General features: G+C 73.4%; 17 protein-coding genes. 5 read left to right on the top strand and 12 right to left on the bottom strand.

What is annotated here, in order from left to right; translation table 11 throughout:
• Positions 1 to 74: 74 nt before the first annotated feature.
• Positions 75 to 2,408, bottom strand: coding sequence for a glycosyltransferase (locus ACIRFL_RS02980; RefSeq protein WP_404023382.1), 2,334 nt, complete (start codon positions 2,406 to 2,408; stop codon positions 75 to 77).
• Positions 2,405 to 3,871, bottom strand: a complete 1,467-nt coding sequence (locus ACIRFL_RS02985) for a glycosyltransferase family 29 protein (protein WP_404023383.1) — start codon at positions 3,869 to 3,871, stop codon at positions 2,405 to 2,407. Before ACIRFL_RS02985 ends, ACIRFL_RS02980 begins: the two co-directional genes overlap by 4 nt.
• A 367-nt stretch (positions 3,872 to 4,238) precedes the next feature.
• Here ACIRFL_RS02985 and ACIRFL_RS02990 point away from each other — a divergent pair, with 367 nt between their 5' ends.
• Positions 4,239 to 5,300 (top strand): acyltransferase family protein, encoded by a 1,062-nt coding sequence (locus tag ACIRFL_RS02990; RefSeq protein WP_404023571.1) that lies wholly within the window; start codon positions 4,239 to 4,241, stop codon positions 5,298 to 5,300.
• Positions 5,301 to 6,006: 706 nt separating this feature from the next.
• Here ACIRFL_RS02990 and leuE read toward each other — a convergent pair.
• Complete coding sequence (gene leuE / locus ACIRFL_RS02995; RefSeq protein WP_404023384.1) at positions 6,007 to 6,657, bottom strand: leucine efflux protein LeuE; 651 nt, start codon at positions 6,655 to 6,657, stop codon at positions 6,007 to 6,009.
• 69 nt (positions 6,658 to 6,726) lie between these two features.
• Positions 6,727 to 8,307 carry a methylmalonyl-CoA mutase gene (locus ACIRFL_RS03000; protein WP_404023385.1) on the bottom strand — a complete coding sequence of 527 codons (1,581 nt, stop codon included), beginning with the start codon at positions 8,305 to 8,307 and terminating at the stop codon, positions 6,727 to 6,729.
• Between the two features lie 79 nt (positions 8,308 to 8,386).
• On the opposite strand from ACIRFL_RS03000, the gene ACIRFL_RS03005 reads away from it, so the two are divergent.
• A complete protein-coding gene (locus ACIRFL_RS03005) occupies positions 8,387 to 9,232 on the top strand; it encodes a L,D-transpeptidase family protein (RefSeq protein ID WP_404023387.1) in 846 nt (281 codons plus the stop codon).
• 236 nt (positions 9,233 to 9,468) lie between these two features.
• On the opposite strand, the gene ACIRFL_RS03010 is transcribed toward ACIRFL_RS03005, so the two are convergent.
• The 8 genes from ACIRFL_RS03010 to ACIRFL_RS03045 form a co-directional block, all read right to left on the bottom strand.
• Positions 9,469 to 10,629 carry a hypothetical protein gene (locus ACIRFL_RS03010; protein ID WP_404023389.1) on the bottom strand — a complete coding sequence of 387 codons (1,161 nt, stop codon included), beginning with the start codon at positions 10,627 to 10,629 and terminating at the stop codon, positions 9,469 to 9,471.
• Positions 10,629 to 11,291: an RNA polymerase sigma factor gene (locus ACIRFL_RS03015; RefSeq protein WP_404023390.1), complete on the bottom strand. Its 663-nt coding sequence runs from the start codon at positions 11,289 to 11,291 to the stop codon at positions 10,629 to 10,631. The genes ACIRFL_RS03010 and ACIRFL_RS03015 overlap by 1 nt, the downstream gene beginning before the upstream one ends.
• A 515-nt stretch (positions 11,292 to 11,806) precedes the next feature.
• A complete protein-coding gene (locus ACIRFL_RS03020; protein WP_404023391.1) occupies positions 11,807 to 12,598 on the bottom strand; it encodes a hypothetical protein in 792 nt (263 codons plus the stop codon).
• Positions 12,599 to 12,737: 139 nt separating this feature from the next.
• Complete coding sequence (locus tag ACIRFL_RS03025) at positions 12,738 to 13,382, bottom strand: RNA polymerase sigma factor (protein WP_404023393.1); 645 nt, start codon at positions 13,380 to 13,382, stop codon at positions 12,738 to 12,740.
• 209 nt (positions 13,383 to 13,591) lie between these two features.
• Complete coding sequence (locus ACIRFL_RS03030) at positions 13,592 to 13,981, bottom strand: hypothetical protein (RefSeq protein ID WP_404023395.1); 390 nt, start codon at positions 13,979 to 13,981, stop codon at positions 13,592 to 13,594.
• A gap of 161 nt (positions 13,982 to 14,142) precedes the next feature.
• Positions 14,143 to 14,511 carry a hypothetical protein gene (locus tag ACIRFL_RS03035; protein WP_404023397.1) on the bottom strand — a complete coding sequence of 123 codons (369 nt, stop codon included), beginning with the start codon at positions 14,509 to 14,511 and terminating at the stop codon, positions 14,143 to 14,145.
• 25 nt (positions 14,512 to 14,536) lie between these two features.
• The gene (locus tag ACIRFL_RS03040) at positions 14,537 to 15,040 is read right to left on the bottom strand and encodes a hypothetical protein (protein WP_404023398.1); all 504 of its coding nucleotides are present in this window, start codon (positions 15,038 to 15,040) and stop codon (positions 14,537 to 14,539) included.
• A 113-nt stretch (positions 15,041 to 15,153) separates the two neighbouring features.
• Entirely contained in the window at positions 15,154 to 16,818 is a 1,665-nt protein-coding gene (locus tag ACIRFL_RS03045; protein WP_404023399.1) for a glycoside hydrolase family 20 protein, read from the bottom strand.
• A 154-nt stretch (positions 16,819 to 16,972) separates the two neighbouring features.
• Between ACIRFL_RS03045 and ACIRFL_RS03050 the strand changes: the two genes are divergently transcribed.
• From ACIRFL_RS03050 to ACIRFL_RS03060, 3 genes are all read left to right on the top strand, one after another.
• Positions 16,973 to 17,539, top strand: coding sequence for a 2-oxo-4-hydroxy-4-carboxy-5-ureidoimidazoline decarboxylase (locus ACIRFL_RS03050; protein WP_404023400.1), 567 nt, complete (start codon positions 16,973 to 16,975; stop codon positions 17,537 to 17,539).
• Positions 17,540 to 17,918: 379 nt separating this feature from the next.
• Entirely contained in the window at positions 17,919 to 18,299 is a 381-nt protein-coding gene (gene sdhC, locus ACIRFL_RS03055) for a succinate dehydrogenase, cytochrome b556 subunit (RefSeq protein ID WP_358900077.1), read from the top strand.
• A gap of 5 nt (positions 18,300 to 18,304) precedes the next feature.
• The gene (locus ACIRFL_RS03060; RefSeq protein ID WP_404023401.1) at positions 18,305 to 18,787 is read left to right on the top strand and encodes a succinate dehydrogenase hydrophobic membrane anchor subunit; all 483 of its coding nucleotides are present in this window, start codon (positions 18,305 to 18,307) and stop codon (positions 18,785 to 18,787) included.
• The last annotated feature ends 2 nt before the right edge of the window (positions 18,788 to 18,789 follow it).

Below are 18,789 nucleotides of genomic sequence, written 5' to 3' on the forward strand. Positions count from 1 at the left end.
GGCCCGCGCCGCGCGTGGGGGTTCTTCGGGTGTGGGGCGGGGTCCGTGACGGGCCCCGCCCCACACCTTTCGGGTCAGCGGGCCAGGATCTGCTGGATCCGGGCCGCGTTCTCCTGCGTGACCTTCCACAGCAGTTCCTGCCGGTCGTGCACATCGGCGACGGTCCGGCTGTGGTTGTCCAGCATGTGCAGGGCGCGCTCGGTGAGCACCGCGCCCAGGTCCCGCTCGTGCACCGAGACACCCCACTCGGGGCGCTCGATGTCATTGAGGAAGTACGCCATCTTCGGGTGCGAGATCAGGCTGACGATGGGCGTGCCGACCCCGAAGGGGATCATCCCGGCGTGCCCGCGCATCCCGATGACCAGCCGGGCCTTGGCGTAGGTCTCGCGGATCTCGTCGTTGGAGAAGTCGTACATCGGGATCACCGGCAGCGAGATCCCGTGCTCGCGGCGCAGGTCGAAGGCGATCCGCTCGTCGTCGAGGGAGTGCGCGACGCACTTGACCTCGGTGTGCGCGCCGATCTTCCGGACCGCCTCCGCCATCTGGCCGAGGAAGTGCCCGTAGTCGTGTCCGAAACGCAGCCCGGCCCGGTCGTAGGCGGCGTTCAGCATCACGGTGTCGTCGCGGTACAGCGGGTCGCTCCAGCCGGCGATCAGCTGCCGGCTGACCGTGGTCGGACAGGGCTGGAAGACCACCTTGTCGTGCAGCTCCGGCGGGAGCAGCGCGCGGACCTTCGCGATGGAGCCGTGGTTGCGCAGCCCGAAGAAGGCGGCCTTCTCCACCAGGAGGCGCAGGCTCTCGTTGAACCGGGTGGCCCGGTAGGACTGGCCGTCGAAGGCGTTGAAGCCCACCGCGTAGACCATGATCGGTACGTCGATGGCGCGCAGGTGCTCGTCCGGGACGTTCCACTGCCAGGCGCTGTTGCCGTTGGGCATGGTGTCCGGGATGAACAGCCCGCCACCGCCGATGACCAGTCCGCGCCGGGCGTTGACCCGCTCCAGGGCGGCGGCGTCGAACAGCCGGTGGGCGTGCACGGAGTGCCAGCGGCGCGAAGTGGTGTCGGGGCCGAAGCCGAGCCGGACGGTCTCCGGCAGCAGCTTGTCACCGGCGTTGCCCTGCCGGTCCATGTAGAAGGCGACGTGCGCGAGCTGGTCGTCGGGCGCGCCCTGCTCCTGCGGGGGCACGGCGGCGGCGCGCTGCGCCCACAGCCGGCTGGAGCGGTGGGTGGGGTCGACGGACAGGCCGGCGGTGGCGTACCGCAGCGCCTCGGTGTTGTCGCCGTGCACCCAGGCCATCTGGGCGAGCCGGGCGTAGGCGGTGGCGGCCCGGTTGGGGGCGGCCGTGGCCATCAGCAGCTGGGTCTTCGCCTCCGGGTAGCGGGACACGCTCATCAGGGCGTGGCCCAGCACCTCGTGCGGCCAGGCCGCGTCCAGCGGTATCCGCACCGAGGACAGGATGTCCACGGCCTCCTGGTACTCGCCGGCCGCGATATGGGTGGCGGCCACCTTGCGGGCGATCTCCACGTCGCCGGTGCGCCGCACGTGCGGGGTGCCGAAGTGCACGAGCAGGTCGTGGTGGGCGCCGCCGAGCGCCACGTACGCGGCGTGGAACTCCGCGTCGCTCATCTCGAACTCGCGCCAGCGCTCCTCCGCGAGCGCGTACCCGGACTCGCCGCCCTGCCACGGCTTGTGGCGGCCGGTGAAGTGCAGGATCGCGGTGTCCTCGGGCACCGGCAGATCGCCGGACAGCCGCCGCTTGACGAAGTTGTAGCGGGCGTCGAGGCGGACGAAGTCGCCGTCGAGTACGGCGTTCAGGATGCCCTGGTCGTGCTTGTCCAGCTCGTAGTCGCCGCTGCGCCCGGTCTGGTCGATCTTCGCGCAGAACTCGTCGGACAGGTACTCGCGCTGGATGACCAGCAGCCCGGAGTTGAGCTTGTGCTGCCCGTAGAAGAACTGCGGTACGGCGGCCAGGCCCTCGCGCAGCTTGAGCAGTTCACCGAGGTCACCGAGGACGACCATGTCGGTGTCCAGGGTGATGACCGTGTCGTAGTCGCGCAGCCGGAAGATGTCGAGGATGAAGTACGCCTTGCGCACCAGGTAGTTGTCCTGGTCGCCCTTGACGTAGGAGTCGTAGCGCTCGTCCTCGACCCGGCGCAGCACGATACGCGGGTGCAGGGCGCGGATCCGGGCGATGGAGGAGGGGCGCAGATCGTCGTAGAGGACGACGAAGTCCTCGCACACACCCGGGTTGGACAGGGCGAGGCTGCGCAGCAGGACGAGGAATCCGGGCAGGTAGTTCTCGTCGACGTAGCTCGCGAAGGCGATGCGCCGCTTGCCGGTGAGGGCGTGGGCGGACGCCGAGGCCGCCGGGCTGACGGTGGCGGCGCCGGTGGGGGAGGTCGTGGTCATCGCAGGGATATCCTCATGTCGGTCACGCTCTGGGCCCGCTGCATGACCCATGCCTTCTCGCTGGTGTACTCGTGCACGGACGTGATCGCGAGCTTCATGGCCTCCTGGACGCGGTAGGCGCCGCTCTCGTAGAAGTCGAAGCCGATCAGGTCGAGAGTGGGGCTGACGTCCAGGAAGTCCAGCAGCCACAGCATGTTGAAGCCGGTGGTCGGGATGCCCGACCAGGCGTCGGCGCCGAGGTGCCCGATGTTGCGCAGCGGCCAGCGCAGCGACTCGTCGCCGAGGTACTGCTGGGCGCCGGGCACCAGACGGTTGCGCAGGGAGTGCTTCCAGTCACCGGAGATGCCGCCGAAGACCAGCCGGGTGGTCACCGGCTTGTCCCAGTTGAAACCGTGCTTGTGGATGGTGGCGTGGATGTCGGTCCGGGTGCCGGTGTGCTTCGGGTCGATCTTGTACGAGTTGAAGCGCACCACCAGGTCGTAGTCGTCGATCTCCTTGCCCAGCGAACTGGCGCCGACCCTGCCGGAGTTGGCGATCAGGCAGATGGACTTGCCGGCGATCAGGTTGCGGAACTCGCCGAGGGTGATCCACTGCACGCCGCCGATCGTCGGATCGGCGACCGGACCGCGCATCCGGATGCGGCGCTGCTCGGCGTAGAGCGCGACGGCCTCGCCGAGCGCGGTCGGGTCGGCGCCGGCCAGGCCGGTACGCAGGTCGAGGTACTGGCTGAGCAGTTCCTGCCGGTCGGCGACCGGGGCCTCGTCGGCGGCGAGCACGAGCAGGGCGCCGACCAGCCGGGGCTCGGCCTCGGCCCAGTCGCCGAGGGCGTGCAGGGCCAGGCCCTCGGCCCAGATGTCGGTGGCGGGGACGCGGGTGTACTCGGTGGCGCGCGGGCACTGCCGCTTCAGCAGGTCGAGCAGTGCGCGCTCGCGCTCCCCGGCCCGGCGCATCCCGGCGATCCGGGCCGCCACGCCGAACCCGTCCTCGGTGGTCAGCTCCAGGTAGCGCTCGTAGGCCTCGATGGCCTCGCGCTCCTCGCCGGCCGCCTCCAGGGTGCGGGCGCGCAGCCGCCAGCCGGCGCGGGAGTTCTTCCGCTGGGCGAGGACGGTCTCGCTGATCACCAGGGCGAGGTTCAGCTCGTCGTCGTAGCCGCATTCGAGCGCCTTGTTGGCCACGGCCAGCAGGGCGTCCAGCAGCTCGTTGCCGATCCCGCCCGCGGGGGCGGCGGCGCCCTTGACGGCGCGCTTGAGCAGGGCGGTGGCGCCGCCCGCCGGGGCGGGTGCGGGGGCGGCCGTGCCGACCGTGGTGTTGACCACGAGCAGCTTGCGCAGCTGCTCGGCCAGCTCCGCGCGGCGACGGTCGAGGCTGCCGACGAGTTTGCCGCTGTGCACCGCACAGGCGCGCAGGCAGTCGTCCAGCTCCCCTCCGCGTGCTGGTGCCCGCCTGTTCTGGACCCTCGTCATAATTCTCCTGTTTTGCCAAGCAAAGACTGAATTTACCGCCGCATGCCGCGCGTTTGCCGACGCGTGGGGGTGGATGGAGAAACTAGGAAGTAAAAACGACGTGCGGGTTAACGCACTGGGGACTGCGGAAGAATCGTTGGGCGGCGGACCGCAGTGATTCTGTGATTCCCCCAGCTGCCGGGGGGACCGCTCCTTCGTCCTGGGGACATCCGTACGCGAACCCGCGACGGACCCCCGGCACAGGGTAGGCGTGCCGCACGTGGCAGCTACATCCTCCACCCTCGCCTCCGTTCCCTCTCCCCCCGCCCCCTGCGCGGGTCCGGCTCCCGCTCCCGGCCCCGCCGGCCGGCGGGAGCGGCTGCCGGCCCTGGACGGGCTGCGCCTGCTGGCCGCGCTGATGGTCTGCCTGTACCACTTCGCCGGACGCGGCGGCGATATCTCCCGCTCCTGGGGGCAGTCGCCGGCCCGGGTCTTCCCCGACCTCGCCACGGCGGCCGTGTACGGCTGTCTCGGCGTGCAGTTCTTCTTCGTCATCAGCGGCTTCGTGATCTGCATGAGCAGCTGGGGCCGCGGCCCGGGCGACTTCTTCCGGTCCCGCATCGCCCGGCTCTACCCGGCGTACTGGGCGGCCGTGCTCCTGGTCACCGGCGCCGCCTTCGTCGTGCCCGCCGCGCTGCATCCGCTGCGCCTCGACCAGGTCCTGGTCAACCTGACCATGTTCCAGATGCCGACGGGCGTGCCCCGGGTGCTGGGCGTGTGCTGGACGCTGTGGGCCGAGGTCCGCTTCTACGCCCTGTTCGCGGTGTGCGTGGTGCTGCGGGGCGTCACCTACCGGCGGGTGGTGCTGTTCTGCTGCGTGTGGACGCTGGCCGCGGTGATCTGCAAGGGCGCCGGCAACCCGCTGGCCGCCCAGCTGGTGATGCCCGAGCATGCGCCGTTCTTCGTCGGCGGGCTCGCGCTGTATCTGATCCACCGGTGCGGCGGGAACCCGACCCTGTGGGGCATCGTGGGCGTCTCCTGGCTGCTCGGCCAGGAGACCGTGACGACCGGGCTGTGGCGTCCGGGCGCCGCCGGCGACTTCCACCGCAGCCCGTACGTGATCCTGCTGCTGGTGACGCTCGGCTTCGCCGCGGTCGCGGCCGTCGCGCTGGGCTGGACACGGTGGGCCTCGTGGCCCTGGCTGACCACGGCAGGCGTGCTGACGTACCCCTTCTACCTGGTCCATGAGCACCTGGGCTGGTGCGTCATCCGGGTGCTGCACCGCGGCCTCGGCCTGCCGCCGTGGCCGACGCTCACGGTCACGGTGCTCGGCATGCTGGGGCTCGCCTGGCTGATCCACCGCTACGTGGAGCGCCCCCTCGCCCCCCACCTCAAGAAAGCGAGCACCCCCCGAAACGCCCCCACGATCCCCACCCCCTCCCCCTCCTAGAAGTGCAGCGCACGCCGTCCGACGACCCGCGGTCCGACAACCGTGGGCACGCGCCGGGGCCGGGGCGCACGCCGAGGCCGGGGCGCACGCCGGAGCCGAGGGCACGCGCCGAGGCCGGGGCGCACGCCGGAGCCGGGGGCACGCGCCGAGGCCGGGGGCATGCGCCGAGGCCGGGGGCATGCGCCGAGGCCGGGGGCATGCGCCGAGGCCGGGGGCATGCGCCGGGGCCGGGGGCATGCGCCGGGGCCGGGGGCGGCGTAAAGCTCGGCGCTGCGAACCGCGGGCCACACTGGACGCTGCGCACGGCGAACGCAGACGCTCCACCGCCACCGCTCCCCCGGCCTACCCGGCTACGACACCGGTGTCCGCCTCGCCCGCCCGGTCGACCCGGGCGATGGCCCGAGCGTGCGCGGGTGGCGTCCTGGCCCCGGGCAGCCACAGGACCGTCGGCGTGCGGCGCGGGCGGCACCACCTTCCGTGGCGACGGGGCCCCCTGCCCGAGCCAAGACTCTCGCGGGGGCCAGCAGTTGCTTGCCGGGGACGGCTTCACGGCGGGCGACGGTGCTCATCCCGTCCGCTCCGACCGCTACGACGGGACGGGTGACCCGGCGAGACCCCGACGCCTGCACGGACCGGGTCGACACCGTAGCCCGAGGCCAGCCACACGGCTGGGCCACCCGCGGCAACGGGCCCACGCGCGGAGCGCTCAGTTGGTTGCCAGGGAGAGTTTTGCTGCGAAGCCAAGGAACAGGGCGCCCGCTGCTGAGGTGGCCGTGGCCGACAGGCGTCTGCGGCGGCGGAAGGCGGCCGACAGCTTCGTGCCGCCGAATATCAGCGCGCTGAGGTAGAGCACGCTGGCCAGCTGGGCGAAGGCGCCGAGGACGACGAAGGACAGGGCCGGATAGGCGTAGCCCGGGTCGACGAACTGCACGAAGAAGGCGACGAAGAACAGGATCGCCTTCGGGTTGAAGAGGCTGACGACCAGGGCGCGGCGGAACGGCCGCTCCCCGGCGGCCGGAGCCGGTGCCGCCTCCGGCGCGGTCTGTTCCCGCCGGGTCCGCCACATGCCCCACGCGGCCCGCAGCATCCCCATGGCCAGCCAGGTCAGATAGCCGGCGCCCGCGTACTTCACGATGCCGAAGAGCACGGCGTTCGCCTTCAGCAGCGAGGCGACGCCCGCGGCGGACAGCGTCATCAGCACGGTGTCCCCGCACCAGACCCCGGCCGCGGCGGTGTACCCCGCCCGGACCCCGCGGCGGGCGGCCACCGAGAGCACGTACAGGGAGTTGGGGCCGGGCAGCAGGACGATCAGGACGAGCCCTGCCAGATAGGTGGGGAGATCGATGACACCGAACATGGAAAGGAGTCTCGCACGGGGGTACTACATCCCCGCCCGACCCCTTGTCGGCCCCCGATCAGGCGGGTCTCACCAGGCGTCCGACGGGACGTACGTGCCCCACACCTCCCGCAGCGCGTCGCACACCTCGCCGACCGTCGCCCGGGCCCGCAGCGCCTCCTTCATCGGGTACAGGACGTTGTCCTCACCCACGGCCGCCTTCCGCAGCGCGGCCAGCGCCGAGTCCACCGCGCCCCGGTCCCGCCCGGCCCGCAGCGCCGCAAGCCGCTCGGCCTGCCGCGTCTCGATCGCGGGGTCGACGCGGAGGGGTTCGTAGGGTTGTTCCTCGTCGAGCCGGAACCGGTTGACGCCGACGACGGTCCGGGTGCCGGTGTCGGTCTCCTGGGCGATGCGGTAGGCGTTGCGTTCGATCTCGCGCTTCTGGAACCCGGCTTCGATCGCCGCGACCGCGCCACCCAGGTCCTCGACCTTGCGCATCAGCTCCACGGCGGCCGCTTCCAGGTCGTCGGTCATGCGCTCGATGGCGTACGAGCCGGCGAAGGGGTCCACGGTCGCGGTCACATCCGTCTCGTGGGCGAGTACCTGCTGGGTACGCAGCGCCAACCGCGCGGAGGTGTCCGTGGGCAGCGCGATCGCCTCGTCGAAGGCGTTGGTGTGCAGCGACTGGGTGCCGCCCAGCACCGCGGCAAGCGCCTGGACGGCGACCCGGACCAGGTTCACCTCCGGCTGCTGCGCCGTCAGCTGCACCCCCGCGGTCTGGGTGTGGAACCGCAGCATCATGGACCGCGGGTCGCGCGCCCCGAACTCCTGCCGCATCACCCACGCCCAGATCCGGCGCGCGGCACGGAACTTGGCGACCTCCTCCAGCAGGGTGGTCCGGGCGACGAAGAAGAACGACAGGCGGGGCGCGAAGTCGTCGACGTCCATGCCGGCCGCCACTGCGGCCCGTACGTAGGCGACGGCGTCGGCCAGTGTGAAGGCGATCTCCTGCACGGGGGAGGCGCCGGCCTCGGCCATGTGGTAGCCGGAGACCGAGATGGTGTTCCAGCGCGGCAGCTCGGCGCGGCAGTAGCGGAAGATGTCCGCGGTCAGCCGCAGCGACGGCCGCGGCGGGAAGATGTAGGTGCCCCGCGCGATGTACTCCTTGAGGACGTCGTTCTGGACGGTGCCGGCCAGCCGGGCGGCCGGGACGCCCTGTTCCTCGGCGACCAGCTGGTACAGCAGCAACAGCGGCGCGGCGGGGGCGTTGATCGTCATGGAGGTGGACACCTCGCCGAGCGGGATCCCGCCGAACAGGACCCGCATGTCCTCGATCGAGTCGATCGCCACGCCGACCCGGCCGACCTCGCCGTGCGCGATCGGCGCGTCGGAGTCGTGGCCCATCTGGGTGGGCAGGTCGAAGGCGACGGACAGGCCCGTGGTGCCGTGGGCGATCAGCTGCCGGTAGCGGGCGTTGGACTCGGCGGCCGTGCCGAAGCCCGCGTACTGGCGCATCGTCCAGGGACGCCCGGTGTACATCGTCGGGTACACGCCCCGGGTGAAGGGGTACGCGCCGGGCTCGCCCAGCCGCTCGGCCGGGTCCCAGCCCGCCAACGCGGCGGGCCCGTACACCGGCTCGACGGGCAGTCCGGACTCCGACTCACGCGTCATGGGGTGCCTCCGCGGTACGTCGACTACTCCCCACCATGCCTCCTAGTTCGGCGGCGGTCACCCGGGGAAACATCCCGGCATGGGGTTCAGGTGGATCGAACGGATCGCCGGGCGGCCCGCCGCGCTCGCCTCGGCCGCCGCGCTCACCGTGCTCTGCGGGTGCACCGTGCAGCCCGCGGACGCGGACGGGAAGAACCGCTCGCCGGTGCACATCCGGCTGCCGGACACCCGGCCGCCGGACCGGCCCGCTCCCGGCGGCGGTCCGACGACGGCCCGGCCGGCGCCCGCGCCGCCCCGCGTCCTGTGGTCCCGCGGCGACACCGGCATGGGCGTGCGCGCGCTGCAGGCCCGGCTGCGTCAGGTCGCCTGGCTGTCCGACGGGCCGACGGGCACGTACGACGACCTGACTCAGGAGGCGGTCAGGGGATTCCAGGGCAAGCGCGGGCTGCCGCGCACCGGGCGCATGGACACGGTCACCTGGCAGCGGCTGCTCGGCATGACGCACCGGCCGGGCAGGTGGGACCTGTATCTGATGGGCGGTCAGCCGGCCGCCGCGCCCGACCCACGCTGTCTGACGGGCCGGGTGCTGTGCATCGACAAGACCAGCCGGACGCTGCGCTGGATGATCGACGGACGCACGGTGTCGACGATGGCGGTGCGGTTCGGCTCGCAGTACACCCCGACCCGTGAGGGTGTGTTCCGCATCTACTGGAAGTCACGGCACCATGTGTCGACGCTCTACGACTCCCCGATGCCGTACGCCCTGTTCTTCAGCGGTGGTCAAGCGGTGCACTACTCGTACGACTTCGCGGCGCGGGGTTACGCGGGCGGCTCGCACGGCTGTGTCAACGTGCGCGACGAGGCGGCGATCGCGGCGCTGTTCGCGCAGGTGCGGACGGGCGACAAGGTCGTCGTCTCCTGGTGAGGCGCCGCCCGCCGGGGCGTTCCGCTCGCCGGAGACGGGGCGCGGGCGGGACCGGGGGAACGGATCCCGCCCGCGCCAAGGTGCACGAGCCCTGGGTACGGGGGGAACCCCGGCTCGGTGCGACGGCCGATGACCAGTCGGCCCACTCTGTACTGCGTCACCGCCGCCGAAAACGTCACACCGGGCCCGCGCGACCGCTGCCGCGCCGTGAAGACGCAGGTCACAGCCTCGCAGCGTCAGAGCGCGGTGTACGTCGGGCTCGGCGCGGGGTCCGGGGACTGCACGGGGTCCGGGGACTGCGCGGGGCTGTCGGGCCGCTGCGGGGCGAAAGCGGAGGGGACGGACGTGGTCCCGCCGTCCTGGCGGTGGTCGTTGCCGCGGTCCTCGTGCGAGGCGCGGCCGTTGCCGCCGTTGGCACGGCCGCGGTCGTCCCGGCCGCCGTGGCCGCGTCGACCGGCCCGGTCGCCCTGGTCGTCCTGATCGCCCTGGCCTGACTGCTCGTCCTTGCCGTCGTCGGACTTCCCGTGCGCCTCACCCTGGCTGCCCTGGCTGCCCTGATTTCCCTGGCTGCCCTCGGTGCTCGCCAGGACGCCCTTGCAGTACGTCCACACCCGCGCGTGGCCGCCCGCCGTCTGCTCCAGGCGGCGCTCGCGGCCGGGACCGAGTTCCTTGCCGTCGCGGAGGTCGCGGCAGGCCGCGGTCGCGCCCTTCCACGGCCCGGGGGCCCGCCCGGCGGGGTCGGCGGACCCGGTGGCGCCGCCCCGGTCCGGATCGGTGCCGGGGCTCTCGCGCGCGGAGCCGGTGGCGGGGGCGCCGTCCGCGCGGGCGCTCGGCGCCGGCGGGCCCGACGTACCGCCCTGTGCGGCCTGCGCGGACGGCGAGGCGAGCGGTTGTCCGGGCGTACCGGCGGCGGTGACGGAGGCGGCGGGCCCGGGATCGTCGCCGCCGAAGGGCACCGGCAGGACTCCGGCTCCGGCGGCCACCGCGACCCCGCCGACGGTGCCCACGGCCAGCGCGGCGGCCAGCGCCAGACGCACGGGGCGGGCCCGGCGGGTACGGCCGCGGGCGGGGCCCGTGCGTGTGCCGATGCGGATGAGACCCGCGTCGTCGGACGGCCGGGCCGCCGCGCCGGTGCGTCGCGCCTGCGAACCCTCGCCGTGCGCCGCGGCGGCCTGATCGGCGGCGGCCTCGCGGGCCTTCCGGAAGGCCGCGAGCGCACCCTCCTCACCGGGGAGTTCGACCCCGGCCGGGGTGGCCTCGACGGCCAGTGCGCCCAGTGCCCCGGCGAGTCGTTCGGCCTGTCCGCGGGCGGACGCGTCGACGGCTTCGAGTGGTTCACCGCGCAGCAGACGTTCCGCCGTTTCCCGGTTCAGCCACTTGTACTGCTCGTCGGCCATCACATGTCCTTCTGCGTCCGCGAACGCATATGCGTCACAGTGGCGGACGTCACCGCGCGGCCGCGCGGTTCTCGCTGGTTCGGCAGGGCGTCGAGCCGGCCCGCTGATTCCGGATCCTCGGCGAGCAGTTCGGCGAGCCGTTTCAGACCGCGGTGCGCGGCGGTGCGGACGGCGCCCGCGCGTTTGCCGAGCGTCTCGGCGGCGGTCTTGGCGTCGAGGCCGACGACCACGCGCAGGACGACCGCCTCGGCCTGGTCCTGCGGCAGCCGCGCGATCAGGGACAGGGCGCTGTTGGTGGCCAGGGCCTCGATGGCCTCGCCCGCGGTGTCCGACTCGGCGGCCCGGGCGGTCAGTTCGGTCTCGTCGCCGCCGATCACGGGGCGCCGGCCGCGCATGCGTATGTGGTCGAGGGCGCGGTTGCGGGCGATACGGGCGGCCCAGCCGCGGAAGCGGTCCGCGTCACCGCTGAAGCGTTCCAGGTCGCGGGCTATCTGCAGCCACGCCTCGGACGCGACGTCCTCGGCGTCCGGATCGCCGACCAGTGTCCGTACGTATCCCAGCAGCCGCGGATGCACCGCGCGGTAGACGGTCCGGAACGCGGTCTCGTCCCCGTCCTGTGCCGCGCGCACCGCGGCGGTCAACTCCGCGTCGTCCCCCAGCACCCGTGGTGTCCCTACTTCGCGCCTCAACCGGCGCCGCTCTCGCGGACGTGGTCCTCGCCGTCGTGGTTCCTCAATTGATGGTTGCGGTGTTCGAGGTCACAGGTGGTTGCGATGGTCGTGCGTCCCCCGCGCCTCGGCGCGAAAGGCACGTTACGGCCTGAATCCGCTCCCGTCCACGTCCGTACACGATGCAACCTCCTCGTGACGCGGACGGGTGTGACAGAAAACGCACCCATGGCGCTGAAGGAAGTACGGGCCGCCGCGCGGCCCGTGCCGCGCGACGGCCGGGGCCTCTCCTGTGGGGGGTGGCGGCCCCGGCCGTCTCACCGGCACCTACCGCTGTGAACTGGGAAGGTACGGGCACTGAGGGTCAGCTGACCGGCAGCCTGGACACCCGGCGGAGGAGCTGTGCGTGCCGCGGCGGGTCCAGCTCATGCATGATGTGCGGCGCGTCCGGCACCGAGTGGTGGTCGACCCACTCCTTGAGGTTCTGCGGCGGCTCCTCCTGTAGCGCGTCACTTGTGCGGGGCGGGGTCCTCGGTCGGCGTCGGTGCCGTGGAGGGGTGGGCTGCGCAGTACGCGGCCACCTTGTCCGCTCCGCCCGCGGCCGTGACGAGCCGCTGCCAGGCCGTCGCGTCCAGCGCCTTGCCCCGGTCGGTGACCTGCTCGTACGCACGGCAGTTGGCGAGGGTGTCCTTGGCCGCGGCCGGGCGGCCCGGGCGGGTGCGGGCCGCCGCGGACCCGGTGTCCGCCGGGTCCGCGGGCGCCGGGCTCGCGGGCGTGCGGGTCGTGGGCGCGGGGCTCGCGGGCGCGGGGCTCGCGGGCGCGGGCCCCGTGACGCCGGGGCTCGTGGCGGGCCGGGGCGCGGACGGGGCCGGTCCGGAGCCCGGCCGTTCCCGGGTCTGCGTCGTCGGGGGCGGGGTGCTGCGGCCGGGGTCGCCATGGTGCGCCGGGGAACCGGCCGAGGCGATCGCCGCGACGGCAAGGCCGCCCAGCGCGACGCTCGCGAGGAACACGGACAGCGTTGCCTTCACCGAGAACCGGGCGCGCCGTGTCCCGCCCGCCCGCCAGTCGTCCCTGCACCGGGTACGCGCCCGGTGCGCCCCGGTGTCCCGCGCGGCGCGGAACGCGGCCACGGCCCGCCGTTCGGCCTCCGGGTCGAGGCCGGCGCCGTCCGGCCGGAGCGCCGTGCCGAACCGCGCCTGAAGCGCCGGGTCCGGATCGGCCGGCCGCGGGCCGGGCACGGCGCCGCCGGGGCGCGCGCGCCGACGGCCGGGCGGCCCGTCGTCGCTGTGCCGTTCACCCATGTCCGTTCCCCGTCCTAGCCCGGTCCGCCCGGTCCGCCCGCTCCACCGGAGCCGTCCGCTCCGTCACGCCGCGGGCCCGCCGGGCCCCGCCCGGTCCACCGGCCCCACCGACTCCGTACGTGCCGCGCCCGGCCGCGGTTCATGTCGCATCCCCCAGCGTGCCGGGGCCCTCTTCCGTCACACCGTCGTGCGCGCCGCCGTCCGCCGGCGGCCCGCCGCCCAGTTGCCGGGCGAGACGCTTCAGCCCGCGGTACGCGGCCGTGCGCACGGCGCCGGGACGCTTGCCGAGGACGCGCGCGGCGGCCGGGCCGTCGAGCCCGACGACGACCCGCAGCAGCACGGCCTCGGCCTGGTCGCGCGGCAGATTCCGGACCAGGGCGAGGGCGCGTTCGGTGGAGATGGACTCCAGCGCCTGCTCGTGCGTGCTGTGCGGTCCTGGCAGTTCCAGTACGTCCTGTTCCAGTCCGGTGGCCCGGGGCCGCACCCGCTGTCTGCGCAGATGGTCGAGGGCCCGGTGCCGGGCGATGGTCGCGGTCCAGCCGCGGAACCCGGCGCCGTCGCCCTTGAACCGGCCCAGGTCCCGGGCGATCTCCAGCCAGGCGTCGGAGGCCACGTCCTCCGCGTCGTCGCCGACGAGGCCGCGGAGATAGCCGAGCAGGCCCGGCTGCACCATCCGGTAGGCCGCGGCGAAGGCGGTCTCGTCGCCGTCCTGGGCCCGCGCGACGGCCGCGCCCAGCTCGCCGTCGTACGCCTCAAGGCGGCGACGTTCCCCTCCCTGGCCCAAGAACCGTCCTCGTCCGTACGAGCCGTGCCCGTGCTCGTGCCGCTGCTCGTCCGCGCAGCGCGCCGGCATCGTGTGACACGGCGACCCGCATCCCCACGATGATCAGCGCCGCGGTGCACAGATGTGTCACAGGGCACGGCCGCGCCCGGCCGCGGCGGGCGCCCCGCCGGGCGTCCGCGCGGGCCGCACCGGCCGCGCCGGGGGCGCGGTCAGGGCACGGACAGCGTCGCGTCCCGGCACAGCAGCCGCAGCGAGCCGTGCCCGGTGAAGCAGCGCCGCGCCTCGTCGACGGGATCCCACAGCCGGCCGTCGGGCGTGCGTATCCAGTGGTCGCCGCCGCTCGCCCACCACTCGGCGCCGGTCTGCCGGACGATCACCTCGCCGGCGTAGGCACCGAAGCCGCGCAGTACGTCCTGCACCGCGGCGTACGGCGCATCTTCGCGGCGTATGTCGTCGATCATCCGGTCCACCCGCCACAGGCTCTGCGCCGAGTAGTCGAGCCGTACCCGCGCGCCCTCGCGCATCGTCGCCACGACGTCAGCCGCCCATCGCACGGGCTTGGCCGCGGCCTGCGGCCTGGTCTGCTGCTGTGCTGTCACCTGCTGCGCTGTCACATACTCAAGAGCGAGACGGGCGTGGCTTTCGTCACCCCGATCCGGGCCGCAGCCGCAACCGGCGCAGGACCGCCCCACCTCCCCCGCACGACGGTCACAGCACCGGCCCGGCGGCACGGTCCGCCGGCTCCCGACGCCGAGCGGGCTCAGGCCCGGCCGCGGGCCCAGCGCGAGACCACCGCGCCCAGCACCCGGCGCCCCTCGGTCGTCACCTCCAGCGCCCGCCGCAGCCCGCCCGCCCCGTGCTCGGCGAGCAGTTCCAGGACGCCGACCCGGCGCCGCAGTCCGGCGGCGACCAGCCGGTGGACGCGCAGCGCGGCGACCGAGCAGGCGTCGGCCCACACGCGTACGGCGGCTCCGGTGCGCTCGGCCGGGGCCGCGTCGCGCATCCGGCGGGCGAGCGCCGCGGCCTCGTCCGCGGCCGGGTCCGGCGGGCCGAGCGCGGCGCGCGCCCGCTCCAGGCGCACACCCCAGTCGCCGCCGTCCACGAGGCTGCCCCACAGCGGACGCAGCACCTTGTCGTGGGAGGGCGTCGGAGTGTCACAGCAGTGGCGCGCCCAGCAGGTCGAGCAGGCGGAAGAGGAGCTTTTCGGCCACGCCGTCGGGGTCGGCGGTCAGCACGTCGAACACCGCGTCCGCGGTGACCGTGTGCCCGGCCTCGGCGGCCCAGGCGACCGCGCGTTCGGCGGCGTCGCGGGGGTCGAGGAAGTAGTCCTCCAGGGTGAGGCCCTGCCGGTCGGCACCGAGCCGGGCGGCCATCGCGGTGCGGGCCAGACATGTGGTCCAGCCGCCGCTGTCCGGCGCCGCCGCCTCGACGACCACGCAGGCGCTGTCCATCACGTAGCCGAACAGCGCGGGCGCCCCGGTCTGCTCGGCGAGGGCGTTCATGCTCCCGATCTCACCCTCGGGGCCCGGGTACTCCCACACCTGCCAGCCCTCGGGTCCGGCCGCCCGCCGGGTCAGGCCCTCGGCACCGGCCAGCGCGTCGAGTTCGGCGAGCGGCCGCGCGGCCCGGCCCACGACGAAGTACCCCCAGTAGCCCATGTCCGTCCCCCCTGGCTGTTCGGCTCTGGCTGTTCGGCTCGGCTCCGGGTGAATACACCACAGCCACACGGGAGTTCGCAGCCGTATCCGCAAACGGACGCCCGGGGCGCGGGTCAGCCCAGCCGGTCGGCCAGCTTCTCGAAGCCGGCCCAGGGCAGGGCGGGCGGGTTCGGGTCCCACAGTTTCTGCGCGGTGGCCCGCAGCGGCATCCGGATCCCGGCCGCCACCTGGTCCTGGGTCTGCGCGTTCGGCAGGTCGCCCCAGACGGCGAAGGAGCCGCCGAGGATCTGCCCGTCGTAGCGGGCGGGCACGGCCGTGGTGCCGCGCAGCACCCGCGGGTTCCACTGTTCGTAGATCCGCTGCCCGGTGGGGTAGACGAAGGTCTGCGGCTGGCCGAGGACGTAGTACAGGAACTCGTCGTTGTAGTTGACGACCTTGCGTCCCGCGCCCAGGTAGTCGGCCGGCGGCCGGGCGCCGATCTCCTTGCCCGTCCAGTAGGCGACCTCCAGGTCCTTGGCGGGCTGCACGGAGGTCCCCCGGTAGAAGCCGTCGTTCCAGGCCCGCATCGTGCGGGCGTGGGCGCGGACGGTGTCGGCGCGTGCGTTGAGCCAGCCGGTCGCCAGGTCGGCGACGGTGCCGCCGGAGCCGTACGCCTTCCGGGCGGCGGCGGCCAGCTGCGGGTAGGAGCCGGCCGGATCGGAGACCGCGAGCGCGCGGTACTCGTCGCCGCCCAGATGCCAGTACGAGCCCGGGAACACACCGGTGAACTCGCCCAGCAGGTCGTCGACGATGCGGGCCGCCGCGGGCTTGGAGATGTCGACGGCACCGCGCGCGGCGACGCCCTGCGCGTTGCGCAGCTGGAGATCGGGGTGGGCGGCGATGACCGCGCCGAGGTGTCCTGGCGAGTCGATCTCGGGGACGACGGCGATGTGCCGGCCGGCCGCGAGGTCGACGATCCGCTTGACCTGCGCCTGGGTGAGATGGTCCGCGGAGACGATCTCGGGGTGGGTCCTGGACTCGATCCGGAACCCCTGGTCGTCGGAGAAGTGCAGGCCCAGCTCGTTGAACTTCAGGTCCGCCAGCTCGCGGATCCGGTCCTCTATCCATTGCTCGCTGTACGGCTTGCGCGCGATGTCCAGCATGAAGCCGCGCCGCGGCTTGGCGGGCTCGTCGCGCACGACGCCCTCCGGGGCGGTGCCGCCGCCGTGGACCTCCTGCTTGAGGGTGCGGGTGCCGTAGAAGACGCCGGTGTCGGCGGGCCCGCTGATGGTCACGGCGCCGCCGCGCACGGTCATGGTGTACGACTCCGGGTTCGCGGCCTTGTCGCCGTTCAGCTCGAGCCGCAGATCACCGGCGCGCCGGTCGCGCTGCTCGCCCGCGTAGGTCAGGCCCAGCTCACCGGCTATCAGGCGGCCCTCGTCGGCCAGGGCCGGGGCGCCCACCACGACCCGCTCGCCGCCGGCCGGCTGCCAGCCGGGGCCGCGCTCGAGGGTGTGCGAGCGCACGGCGGGAATGGTGCGGGGCGCCTGGGACAGCGGGTAGGAACGGCTGGGTGACGGGCTCGGCCGGCTCGGGCCGGCCGAACCGGGGGCCGTGCCCACCGCGGTGTCGCCCGCGGACTGCCGCGCGGTCGTGGTGGGCCGCGCCGCGCCACCGCCGTCCTCGGCGGCCCAGACGCCCAGTCCGACACCGAGGGCGACGGTGCCGACGAACGCGCCGACGACCGTCGCGCGCCGCCTGACCTGCTGCGCCGGCGTGCGGCGCCTGTGCTGACTCACACCGCCAAGCTAAGGCCAATGCCGAAGCGGTGCGTCCACGAACGGTTCCGAAACTCTGCCGTCCGGGTGAAATTCGGGCATCCGTCGGACACGCCATGACCACTCTCGATAACGTGACCGCACATCTCTCACAGCATCCGTTGCCGCCCCATATGTGACGCGAGGACCCACGCTGCCTGCGCACCGTCTCCCGTACCCGTCCGGGTCCCTGGACCGAGTGACCATACCGGCGCTCCCCGAGCAGACCCGCGTCCCGCCCGCCTCCGGTGGACTGGCGGGACTCAACGCCGCGACCGCCGACGAGGCCCGCGAGGCACTTCTCGCCTGTCTGCGCAGCCCGCGCTGGGCCCAGCGCGTCGCCGCCCACCGCCCCTATCCCGACCTGGACGCCCTGCTGGCCGCGGCGGACGAGGCGGCGTACGACCTGACCCCGACCGAGTTGGCCGAGGCCCTGGCCGGCGAGACCCTGCCGCCCCTGCCGGAGGACACGTACTCCGCGGCCCACACGGCCCTCAGCGCAGCGCACGCCGCCTACGAGGCCCGCTTCGGACACGTGTTCGTCATCCATCTCGGCGGCACCCCGCCGGAAGAGGCCCTGGACCGCACCCTCGAAGGCATCCGCTCCCGCCTGGCGAACGACCCCGACGAGGAACGCGCGGTAACCGCGGACCAACTCCGCCACCTGGCAAGAGCCCGCCTGACAACCCACCTGAGCAACTGACCTGGCGGCGCCCCCAAAGGGGCGCGGGGAACTGCGCGACCAGCCACAACGAACCCGCACCCGGCACCACACCCGAACCCCCACCCCGCTGACCGCCCACCGATCCTCGAAACCCCGGCTGCGCCCCGAAGGGGCGCGGGGAACTGCGCGACCAGCCACGACGCACCCGCACCCGGCACCAGCGAGAACCCCCCACCCCCCTGGCCGCCCCACCCCACCTCATCCGTCCGGTGCCAGTTTGATCACACAGCCAAGACCCCCCGCTGAGCGCCGCAGGCACCCCGCTACGATGCTGGGGGCCGGTGGACCGTACCCGGCCGGGCCCGACCGACACCGAAGCCGGCGCGGCCCTCAGTCCCCGCTCCCGGAGGGTTCTTCCGTGCCGGCTGGAACGCTGTACCGCGGCCGGGAAGGAATGTGGTCCTGGGTGGCTCACCGAGTCACCGGCGTCCTCATCTTCTTCTTCCTGTTCGTTCACGTGCTGGACACCGCTCTCGTGCGTGTCTCCCCCGAGGACTACGACAAGGTCGTAGCCACGTACAAGACGCCGATCGTCGCGCTGCTGGAGTACGGCCTCGTCGCCGCCATCCTCTTCCACGCGCTCAACGGCCTGCGCGTCATCGCCGTCGACTTCTGGTCGAAGGGCCCGCGCTACCAGAAGCAGATGCTGTGGACCGTCGTCGGCGTCTGGGTCGTCCTGATGGCCGGCTCGGTCTACCCGGTCCTCGGCCACGCCGCTCGTGTCCTGTTCGGGAGCTGACGCCGATGGCCACCACTGAAACCACCGCTTCCGGGATCGGCCCCGTCGAGGGCGAGACCCTGTACGGCGTCGACAACCCCGCGCCGCTCATCGAGGCGCCGCGCCTGCGCACGAAGAAGACCCCGCGCAGCACCCGGGGCAACTTCGAGATGGCCGCCTGGCTGTTCATGCGCCTGTCCGGCATCGTGCTGGTCGTCCTGGTCCTCGGCCACCTGCTGATCCAGCTGTTCCTGGACGGCGGCGTCTCCAAGATCGGCTTCGCCTTCGTGGCCGGCCGCTGGGCCAACCCGTTCTGGCAGGTCTGGGACCTCGCCATGCTGTGGCTCGCGATGCTGCACGGTGCGAACGGTCTGCGCACGATCATCAACGACTACGCGGAACGCGCGAACACCCGGCTGTGGCTCAAGGGCCTGCTCTACACCGCCACGGTGTTCACCATCCTGCTGGGCACGCTGGTGATCTTCACCTTCGACCCGAACATCCGCTAGGC

The sequence above is a fragment of the Streptomyces sp. NPDC102462 genome (assembly GCF_044765425.1).
Classification (GTDB): Bacteria; Actinomycetota; Actinomycetes; order Streptomycetales; family Streptomycetaceae; genus Streptomyces.

Coding starts and splice junctions, on each gene's coding strand:
- ACIRFL_RS02980 (WP_404023382.1), bottom strand. CDS start 2,408: ATGACCACGACCTCCCCCACCGGCGCCGCCACCGTCAGCCCGGCGGCC.
- ACIRFL_RS02985 (WP_404023383.1), bottom strand. CDS start 3,871: ATGACGAGGGTCCAGAACAGGCGGGCACCAGCACGCGGAGGGGAGCTG.
- leuE (WP_404023384.1), bottom strand. CDS start 6,657: ATGTTCGGTGTCATCGATCTCCCCACCTATCTGGCAGGGCTCGTCCTG.
- ACIRFL_RS03000 (WP_404023385.1), bottom strand. CDS start 8,307: ATGACGCGTGAGTCGGAGTCCGGACTGCCCGTCGAGCCGGTGTACGGG.
- ACIRFL_RS03005 (WP_404023387.1), top strand. CDS start 8,387: ATGGGGTTCAGGTGGATCGAACGGATCGCCGGGCGGCCCGCCGCGCTC.
- ACIRFL_RS03010 (WP_404023389.1), bottom strand. CDS start 10,629: ATGGCCGACGAGCAGTACAAGTGGCTGAACCGGGAAACGGCGGAACGT.
- ACIRFL_RS03020 (WP_404023391.1), bottom strand. CDS start 12,598: ATGGGTGAACGGCACAGCGACGACGGGCCGCCCGGCCGTCGGCGCGCG.
- ACIRFL_RS03040 (WP_404023398.1), bottom strand. CDS start 15,040: ATGGGCTACTGGGGGTACTTCGTCGTGGGCCGGGCCGCGCGGCCGCTC.
- ACIRFL_RS03060 (WP_404023401.1), top strand. CDS start 18,305: ATGGCCACCACTGAAACCACCGCTTCCGGGATCGGCCCCGTCGAGGGC.